General features: G+C 60.6%; 7 protein-coding genes and 1 pseudogene. 3 read left to right on the forward strand and 5 right to left on the reverse strand.

Annotated features, from left to right (window positions below):
• Positions 1–116: 116 nt before the first annotated feature.
• The 4 genes from ACFP6B_RS11010 to ACFP6B_RS11025 all read right to left on the reverse strand — a co-directional run bounded on the left by ACFP6B_RS11010 (position 117) and on the right by ACFP6B_RS11025 (position 3,878).
• A complete protein-coding gene (locus tag ACFP6B_RS11010) occupies positions 117–281 on the reverse strand; it encodes a methionine/alanine import family NSS transporter small subunit (protein WP_377129960.1) in 165 nt (54 codons plus the stop codon).
• Position 282: 1 nt separating this feature from the next.
• Positions 283–1,899, reverse strand: a complete 1,617-nt coding sequence (locus tag ACFP6B_RS11015; RefSeq protein ID WP_377129962.1) for a sodium-dependent transporter — start codon at positions 1,897–1,899, stop codon at positions 283–285.
• Positions 1,900–2,039: 140 nt separating this feature from the next.
• A complete protein-coding gene (locus ACFP6B_RS11020; protein ID WP_237222643.1) occupies positions 2,040–3,080 on the reverse strand; it encodes a polyprenyl synthetase family protein in 1,041 nt (346 codons plus the stop codon).
• Between the two features lie 99 nt (positions 3,081–3,179).
• Positions 3,180–3,878 carry a demethylmenaquinone methyltransferase gene (locus ACFP6B_RS11025; protein WP_272878564.1) on the reverse strand — a complete coding sequence of 233 codons (699 nt, stop codon included), beginning with the start codon at positions 3,876–3,878 and terminating at the stop codon, positions 3,180–3,182.
• Positions 3,879–4,037: 159 nt separating this feature from the next.
• On the opposite strand from ACFP6B_RS11025, the gene ACFP6B_RS11030 reads away from it, so the two are divergent.
• The 3 genes from ACFP6B_RS11030 (at position 4,038) to ACFP6B_RS11040 (ending at position 6,540) form a co-directional block, all read left to right on the forward strand.
• Positions 4,038–4,808 carry an ABC transporter substrate-binding protein gene (locus ACFP6B_RS11030; RefSeq protein WP_377129964.1) on the forward strand — a complete coding sequence of 257 codons (771 nt, stop codon included), beginning with the start codon at positions 4,038–4,040 and terminating at the stop codon, positions 4,806–4,808.
• Positions 4,809–4,953: 145 nt separating this feature from the next.
• A complete protein-coding gene (locus ACFP6B_RS11035) occupies positions 4,954–5,748 on the forward strand; it encodes an amino acid ABC transporter permease (protein WP_237184958.1) in 795 nt (264 codons plus the stop codon).
• Between the two features lie 30 nt (positions 5,749–5,778).
• Positions 5,779–6,540: an amino acid ABC transporter ATP-binding protein gene (locus ACFP6B_RS11040; protein ID WP_237222534.1), complete on the forward strand. Its 762-nt coding sequence runs from the start codon at positions 5,779–5,781 to the stop codon at positions 6,538–6,540.
• A 91-nt stretch (positions 6,541–6,631) separates the two neighbouring features.
• Here ACFP6B_RS11040 and ACFP6B_RS11045 read toward each other — a convergent pair.
• A pseudogene (locus tag ACFP6B_RS11045) lies at positions 6,632–6,901 on the reverse strand (transposase); the annotation flags it as partial.
• Between the last annotated feature and the right edge of the window lie 82 nt (positions 6,902–6,983).

Genomic DNA, 6,983 nt, shown 5'->3' on the forward strand with positions numbered 1-6,983 from the left:
TCCGATGGGGTATCGGAGCCAGGCTTTGGCAGCCCTGACGGTCTAGGATTAAACCAGTCCAACTTTCGGGGGCTAGTTCACTGCGTGTGGAGGGGCTTTTCTCTGTGGAGGGCCGGTTACTTCTGGGTGGTTTCGGTGGCCCAGGGAACTGCGGTCTCGTCGGCCTCTACGTCGCTACCCGACTCGTCGGGGTTGCGGGAGAGGTGAACCAGGGCCAGGCCCAGGCCGCCCCAGATGAGGGCGATGGAGACAATCAGCATAACGATGGCGATGGAGCTCATGCTAGGCACCTTCCTTTTCGGTGGCTGACTGGGCTGCCGACTGGGCGGTGGCATCTACGTGGCCGTGGACGACCTTGCCGCCGGCAATCGGGGGAGCCGGGGGAGTCAGCGCTGCGCGGGAGGTCTTAGACCAGGGCAGCATGGAGATGATGATGGCTACGACCAGCAGGGCGATGACCATGCCCCAGCCGAAGATGTTGAGCATCTGGTCGGGGTAGCCCTCGTAGGGTTCGTTGATCAGGCCGATGAAGGTGTTGATCAGGGAGTAGCCCAGGATAAGGGGGGTGACGCCTGCCAGCAGGATCATCCAGAGCTTGCCCATCTTCCAGGACGAACGCTCGTTGAGGTGGTCACGGAAGATCGGCAGGGCGCGCAGCAGGTAGGCAACCACGAAGATGGAGACCAGGCCTGCGGCGAGGATGCCGAACTGGTTGACGAAGTTATCCAGGATATCCAGGACGTAGAGGCCGGAGGTGGTGGCCATGAGCAGGGTAGAGATTACCGCGATGGGAGCAATAACCAGCAGGGTGGAGCGCACGCGGCCCAGGTTGAACTTGTCTTCAACACCGGCAACGATTACCTCAACGATGGAGATCATGGAGGTGAAGCCTGCAAAGAGCAGGGAGCCGAAGAAGAGTACACCGATCAGGGTGCCGCCGGGTGCCTGGGAGATGATGGTGGGGAAGGCGATGAAGGCCAGGCCAATACCTGAGGTTGCTACCTCGGAGACCTGGGTGCCAGCGGCGGTTGCCATGAAGCCCAGGGCTGCGAAGACGCCAATACCGGCCAGCAGCTCGAAGGAGGAGTTAGCGAAGCCCACAACCGCGCCGGATCCGGTCAGGTTGGTCTTGTTCTTCAGGTAGGAGGCGTAGGTGATCATGATGCCGAAGCCGATGGACAGGGAGAAGAAAATCTGGCCGTAGGCTGCAACCCAGACGCCGGGCTCGGTCAGAGCGGCCCAGTCGGGGGTGAAGAGGGCATCGAGGCCGGTCATTGCGCCGTCCAGGGTAAGTGAGTAGCCGACCATGACCAGGAACATGATGACCAGCACGGGGATGAAGAAGACGTTAGCCAGGCCCACGCCCTTCTGCACGCCCAGGGACATGATGAGGGCCAGAAGCACCCAGATGCCGATCAGGGGGTAGAGGATGCCGGGCACGAAATCGAAGGTGAGGGCTACGGGGTCAGCCAGCTGCAGGACGTCCGCGAAGAAGAAGGTCTGCGGATCGTCACCCCAGGCGTGGGTGAAGGAGTAGATAAAGTAGCGGGCGGCCCAGGCAAGAATCGCTGCGTAGTAGATAGCGATGATGAAGTTGATGCCCATGTGCCACCAGCCGATGAACTCGGTTTTGCGGTTCAGGCGGCGGAAGGCCAGGGGAGAGGACGCGCGGGCGCGGTGACCGATGACGTAGTCAAAGAAGAGGAAGGGCAGGCCCGCGGTCAGCAGGGCGACCAGGTAAGGGATCATGAAGGCGCCGCCGCCGTTATCGTAGGCGACGTAGGGGAAGCGCCAGATGTTACCGAGGCCAACGGCTGAACCGATAGCTGCAAAGATGAAGACCTTGCGGCTTGAGAAGCCTTCGCGTTTCTTGGGCGCCGAGGTGGGGTTTGAACTCATGTGAGTAGTCCTCCGCAGGGCTAAGTGTGAATGAATCTTTTGTAGTATGTGGGTTCAGGCTAGCAAGTGATAAATAAATCTCAAATAGTGGATAGAAAATTGGGTAAAAAAATCCCGGCGGTTTCCCGCCGGGAGTAGCTCTAGGCGTCGCGGTGGACGACGGCGTGAGCGAAGGACTTGAGGGCTTCCTTGACCACCGAGTCGGGCAGGGGCTCGATGGCTGCGATAGCGTCATCAGCCCACTGGTAGGCAATCTCCCAGGCTTCTGCGGTGACCGGGTGAGCTGAGAGCGCTGCAACGGCTTCGGCTAGAGCCTCGTCGCTGGTGAGATCGCCCTGAATCAGCTGCTGGACGTGCTGGGCTTCCAGGTCGCCGGTTGCGGCAGCCCGGTCGAGCAGGATGGTGGGCAGGGTGGGGACGCCCTCGCGCAGGTCGGTGCCGGGGGTCTTGCCGGATGCCGCACCCGAGCTGGTGACGTCGATGACGTCGTCGGCCAGCTGGAAGGCCACGCCTACCAATTCGCCGTAGCGGGCCAGCATCTGCACGGTTGCTTCGGGGGAGTCAGACAGGATAGTGCCGTAGGAGCCTGCTGCCGCGATGAGGGAGCCGGTCTTGCCCTCGATGACCTTAATGTAGTGGCTGAGAATGTCTTCGTTCTTCTCGGGGCCGGTGGTTTCAAAGAGCTGACCCAGTACCAGGCGTTCAAAGGTCTGAGCCTGAACAGCTAGAGCGCGGCCACCCAGCTCGGAAACAATCAGGGAGGCGCGGGAGAAGATGAGGTCACCGGTCAGAATGGCGACCGAGTTGCCCCAGATGTTCTGGGCGGTATCTACACCGCGGCGCTTGGGGGCGTCGTCCATAACGTCGTCGTGGTAGAGGGTGGCCAGGTGGGTCAGCTCAACGACAACAGCTGCGTCGATGACCCGGTCGTTGATACCACCACCGGCCTCTGCAGCCAGCAGGGTGAGCAGGGGGCGCACCCGCTTGCCACCGGCAGAAAGCAGGTGGCGGGAGGCTACGTCTGCCAGGTGGTTGGTCTGGGCAACCGCGCGTTCTAGGCGCTGCTCAACCTCAGAAAGGGCCTCAAGAATCTTGGGGCCGAGTTCAGCGTCCTGCGCAATGAGTTCAAACCCCTTGGGCAGGTTGAAGTCAGCTTCGGGCATGAGCGCTTCAACGCTCATAGGGGAGCTGGTGGGTTCAGTCACGGTGTCTTTCACATTTCTTCGGTGGGTGGCTGCGGCCCAGAGCCGCGGCAAGCTGCTGGTGTAAGTCTACCGGGTTTACTGCTCGGGCTTATAAGCGCGGTGCAGGGCTACGATGCCGCCGGTCAGGTTCTTGTACTGAACGTTCTGCCAGCCTGCTTCGGTGAAGTGGCGGGCCAGCTCGTCCTGGGCGGGCCAGGCAAGAATGGACTCGGCCAGGTATTCGTAGCTTTCGGGGTTAGAAGAGACCTTGCGCGCAATCGGTGGAATCAGCTTCATGATGTAGTTGCGGTAGATGGCGCGGAAGGGGGCGAAGGTGGGGGTGGAGAACTCGTTGATGACGATGCGTCCGCCGGGCTTGGTCACGCGGTAGAGCTCGCGCAGGGCCTGGGGGTAGTCGGCGACGTTGCGCAGGCCGTAGCTCATGGTGACGGCGTCAAACTCTTCGTCGGCAAAGGGAAGGGCGGTGACGTCCGCCTGCACGAACTCGATGTCGGGGCGGCGGCGGCGGCCTACGGCCAGCATGCCCTCGGAGAGGTCGGCAGCGATGACCTTAACACCGGCGTCGGCGAAGGGCTCGGACGAGGTGCCGGTTCCGGCGGCGACGTCAAGGACCTTCTGGCCGGGGTGGGCGTCGACCGCAGCAACGGTCTGCTTGCGCCAGTAGATGTGTTGGCCCAGCGACATGATGCCGTTCATCAGGTCGTAGCGCTCGGCTACCTGATCGAACATGGAGGAGATGTCGGTGGTCTTTTTGTTAAGGTCTGCTCGGTTCACCCTGCCTATTTTGTCATGTTTGTGTCTAAAGCTCACCTTGGGGGTGTGTAAAAAATTTATAATGAATATTCATGCATAGGTTTGCATTTTTACGCATAGCGGGGCAGAATAAAGCTCAAAACACATCGCACCTACACAGTTTTAGATACGAGGTACACCATGAAGAAGGCCCCCTTCGCTCTCGCAGCAGCCGCCCTGATGCTCACCGCCTGTGGCTCCTCTAGCACCGGTACCACCACCGAGTCAGGCGTTTCCCTGATTTCAGAGGGCAAGCTGACCGTCTGCACCAACCCTCCCTACGCTCCTTTCGAATACGAAGAAAACGGCAAGATCGTTGGCCTGGACGCCGATATCGCAGCAGCTATCGCCTCAGACCTGGGCGTCGAAGCCGAAATGTTCACCACCAGCTTCGAGGGCATCCAGTCCGGTGTAGCCCTTTCTTCCAAGCAGTGCGACATTGCCCTGTCTGGCATCACCATCACCGATGAGCGCAAGACCGTCATGAACTTCACCGACTCCTACGTCGACGACAACCTGGCGATCCTGGTTCCCGCTGGCTCCGACATCAAGGGTGATGCTGACCTCTCCGGCCGCAACATCGGTGTGCAGCAGGCTACCAGCGGTGAAAAGTACGCCCAGGAAGCTGGCGCTAACACCGTCCAGTACGAAGACAACGGCCTGCTCCTGCAGGCACTACAGACCGGCCAGGTCGATGCCATCGTCGGTAACATCACCGTGCTGTCTGAAATGCTGACCTCTGACTCATCCCTCTCTGTAGCCCAGGAAATCGAGACCGGCGAGCAGATTGCCGGTGCCGTAGCGACCGAGAACACCGCCCTGCTTGACTCCGCCAACGCCACCCTCAAGAAGATGGAAGAGGACGGCCGCATGGCAGACCTGCGCGAAAAGTACCTGGGCGTATCCCAGTAATCGCGGATAACGGGTAGTAGCATAAACCCAAGCTCACCAACGGGGGTAGGCTAGCGCAGGCGCAGCCTACCCCTCACCCGTATACCCCTTCTTCTACGCCGATACGAGCCCGGGCAACCGGGGAAACAAAAGGAAAAGACCACCCATGGCACTGTCGACCCGGCAGAAACAAACCTACGCCCGCTACGCCCAGTACGCCCTGCTGGCTATCATCGCACTCGTTGTTATTCTTGTCGCTGACTGGGGAACCCTGCGCGATAAGGCCTTCAACCCCGAGATTATCGCCCAGCAGTTCCCCAACATCATCACCGTTGCCCTCAAGAACACCCTGATTTACACGGCCCTAGGCTTCGTGGTGGGCCTGGCTGGCGGTGTTCTGCTGGCCCTGATGAAGATTTCATCGGTTGCCCCCTACCGCTGGCTGGCCTCCCTCTACATTGAGCTCTTCCGAGGTCTGCCCGCGCTGCTGGTCTTTATCGCTTTTGGTTACGGCATTCCCCTGGCCTTCGGCCTGCGCCTGAATAACTACGTCACCGTCATGCTGGCCCTCGGTATGGTGTCGGCCGCCTACATCGGTGAGGTACTGCGCGCCGGCCTGGAAGCTGTACCCAAGGGCCAGTACGAGGCAGCCCGCTCCCTGGGCATGAGCCACACCCGCGCCATGGTCACCGTCATCATCCCCCAGGCCTTCCGCATCGTCCTGCCCCCGCTCACCAACGAGATTATCCTGCTCACCAAGGACTCCTCCCTGGTCTACCTGCTCGGTATGTCGGTGGCCCAGTACGAACTGACCAAGTTCGGCCGTGAGGGCATCTCGGGCTCCGGTGCGGGCCTCACCCCGCTCGTCCTGGCAGGCGCCTGCTACCTGATTATCACTGTCCCGCTGGGCTTCCTCGCCCGCCACTTCGAAAAGCGCGCCAAGGCCCGCTCCCGCAAGTAAAGCACCCACCTACCCCAGGAAGAACCAGCCATGACTCTCCAGACCGCACCAGCGTCCGTCACCATCACCAACCTGTATAAGTCCTACGGCGACGTCGAAGTGCTCAAGGGCATCGACATGTCGGTAGCCCCCGGCGAGGTCGTCTGCCTGATCGGCCCCTCCGGCTCGGGCAAGTCCACCCTGCTCCGCTGCGTCAACCTGCTCGAAACCCCTAACTCCGGCAGCATCGAGGTGGCCGGTCACTCGGTAACCGACCCCGATGTTGATATCGACGCCATGCGCCGCTCCGTGGGTATGGTCTTTCAGCAGTTCAACCTCTTCCCCCACCTGACCGTGCTCGAAAACTGCACCGTTGCCCAGGTCAAGGTGCTCAAGCGCTCTAAGGCCGAAGCTAAAGAAATCGCCCTGGCCAACCTCGAAAAGGTAGGCCTGGCCGATAAGGCAGCCCGCCACCCCGACCAGCTCTCCGGTGGCCAGCAGCAGCGCGTAGCCATCGCCCGTGCCCTCTCCATGAACCCCGCCCTCATGCTCTTTGACGAGCCCACCAGTGCTCTTGACCCCGAGACCGTGGGCGACGTGCTCTCCATCATGCGTCAGCTCGCCGCCGAGGGTATGACCATGATCGTGGTAACCCACGAGATGGCTTTCGCCCGCGATGTGGCTGACCGCGTGGTCTTCATGGACGGCGGCGTGGTCGTCGAAGAGGGCCCCTCCGACGCCGTCATCGGCAACCCCCAGCACGAGCGCACCCAGCTCTTCCTCTCCCGCGTGCTCAACCCCACCGCCCAGTAGATTCAGCCCGGTAGGTTCAGCACCGCCAGAGCATAAAAGCAGCCCAGACCCCTTGATTGAACTAGCCCCCGAAAGTTGGACTGGTTTAATCCTAGACCGTCAGGGCTGCCAAAGCCTGGCTCCGATACCCCATCGGAGCCAGGCCCTTTAATCGCTCCTGAAGCCTACCGTTGTTATACCAATAGATATAGTCATCAACCGCCTGACAGAAATCCTCAACACTGGCAAAGCTCTCACCGTGATACACCTCAGACTTCAGGTGCCCAAAGAAGTTCTCCATCACCGCGTTATCGTAGCAGTTACCCTTACGCGACATCGATTGCACCCCACCAGCTCCTTCAATCAGCTTCTTCCAACTGGAAGGGACTGTCAGATTAACGGTGTAAACCCACAACAAATCTAGCGACCAGCCACCTGCGGCAACCGATCACCAAAAACAATAG

This window comes from Rothia nasimurium (assembly GCF_042660305.1).
In the GTDB taxonomy this organism is placed as follows: domain Bacteria; phylum Actinomycetota; class Actinomycetes; order Actinomycetales; family Micrococcaceae; genus Rothia; species Rothia nasimurium.